Genomic DNA, 1,269 nt, shown 5'->3' with positions numbered 1-1,269 from the left:
TTGATTTGCTGTGTTGGGTTCATTTGTTCACCCCTTCCACCTTTTTCTCTAAAATTTCAAGCAATTCCAATATTGCTTTTTGAGCGTCTGATTCATGAAATTCATTTTCTCCTGCATATCCATAAAAAAGTTTTTTAATTTTTTCCTCCTGCGTTTGTTCGACTTCGTAGCCATTTATAAGTATTTCAGCAAGTTCTAAAAATGATAAAGAGTTTAATGGAATACAATCATCACTCCAAGTATCAATATGTTCTTGTAAAACCTCATCTTTGCCTCCACAATATTCTAAAGCTGTTTCAATTGCTGTAGCTAACTCTCTCGACACCTTCACTTTTTCAGTCATTCCGCACCCTCCAATAGCTCTGGAATTTCAAATCTATTTCCAATGACTTCCCATTTAACAAAGTCATTCCATGAATCAAAATGGTTATAAACTCCATCTTTCGGATATTCACATACAAAACTTCCGCAACGATATTTAACAACGCATAACCAATTTTCTAAATAGGCGTTAGGATGAGTATTGTTAAATAACAAAACGTCCCCCTCATAAATCTCACGACCGTTTTTGTCTTTAAGACCTGTGTATTGCATAAATTCGTAACCATAATCATCTTCGTTCAAAATGATATTTAATGCTCTAACTGGGTTGCAATTGTATCCTATATGACCACATAACTCGTTGTTGTACACCATAACTTTTAAATCTTTTTCCCAAGCACGAAACTTAATCTCTCGCATTATTTAGCCTCCCTCATCTTCAAAAGTCTGTGATTCAAATTAATATCTTTCTTAATCGTCACTGTATAGTCGCTGCACATTTCAAAAATCCTTGTGCAAAGCGCTTCGTCAATTCCGAACATGTCATCGAAAGATAGTTCGCTTGATATGAGAAGTGGCTTGTTGTTTAAGTATCGATAATTGATAACTTCAAACATCTTTTCCACTTGCCACGATGTTGCTCTTGGTTCTTTGATTCTTTTGCCATTTATTGATGTTGTAACAGGTTTAAACAAGTCATCGATAAATAACACTTCAACTTCTTTTAAACGCTGTATTTTAGTTGCTAGTTGGTCAAAATCACTTCGTAAATCCTCTGTGCCTTCGATATACGGGAAGTAAAGTACTGGAACAAGTAAACTAGTAATCATTCCATTTGCAACTGCTGACAGTAAGTGCGTTTTCCCAGCGCCAGGTTGACCGATTAAAGCAATACTGTTGCGCCGAGTATTTTTAATTGAGATAAACGCTTGGCAATAATGGAATGCT

General features: G+C 35.5%; 3 protein-coding genes. All 3 read right to left on the bottom strand.

The genetic code is table 11. The features are described from left to right. Nucleotides 1–19 precede the first annotated feature (19 nt). The gene (locus tag D1606_RS11815) at nucleotides 20–343 is read right to left on the bottom strand and encodes a hypothetical protein (RefSeq protein WP_119416218.1); all 324 of its coding nucleotides are present in this window, start codon (nucleotides 341–343) and stop codon (nucleotides 20–22) included. Continuing rightward, nucleotides 340–741, bottom strand: a complete 402-nt coding sequence (locus D1606_RS11810; RefSeq protein WP_119416217.1) for a YopX family protein — start codon at nucleotides 739–741, stop codon at nucleotides 340–342. The genes D1606_RS11815 and D1606_RS11810 overlap by 4 nt, the downstream gene beginning before the upstream one ends. Further along, on the bottom strand, nucleotides 741–1,269 hold a 529-nt coding region (locus tag D1606_RS11805; protein WP_119416216.1), incomplete at its 5' end, for a DnaA ATPase domain-containing protein. The genes D1606_RS11805 and D1606_RS11810, both read right to left, overlap by 1 nt.

Source organism: Rummeliibacillus sp. POC4 (assembly GCF_003576525.1).
In the GTDB taxonomy this organism is placed as follows: domain Bacteria; phylum Bacillota; class Bacilli; order Bacillales_A; family Planococcaceae; genus Rummeliibacillus.
The sequence above is the reverse complement of the archived record's forward strand: the minus strand, read 5'-3'. Positions and strand labels throughout refer to the sequence as shown.

What these genes read in the sequence shown, in the direction of transcription:
- D1606_RS11815 (WP_119416218.1), bottom strand. Translation starts at nt 343, where the DNA reads ATGACTGAAAAAGTGAAGGTGTCGAGAGAGTTAGCTACAGCAATTGAA.
- D1606_RS11810 (WP_119416217.1), bottom strand. Translation starts at nt 741, where the DNA reads ATGCGAGAGATTAAGTTTCGTGCTTGGGAAAAAGATTTAAAAGTTATG.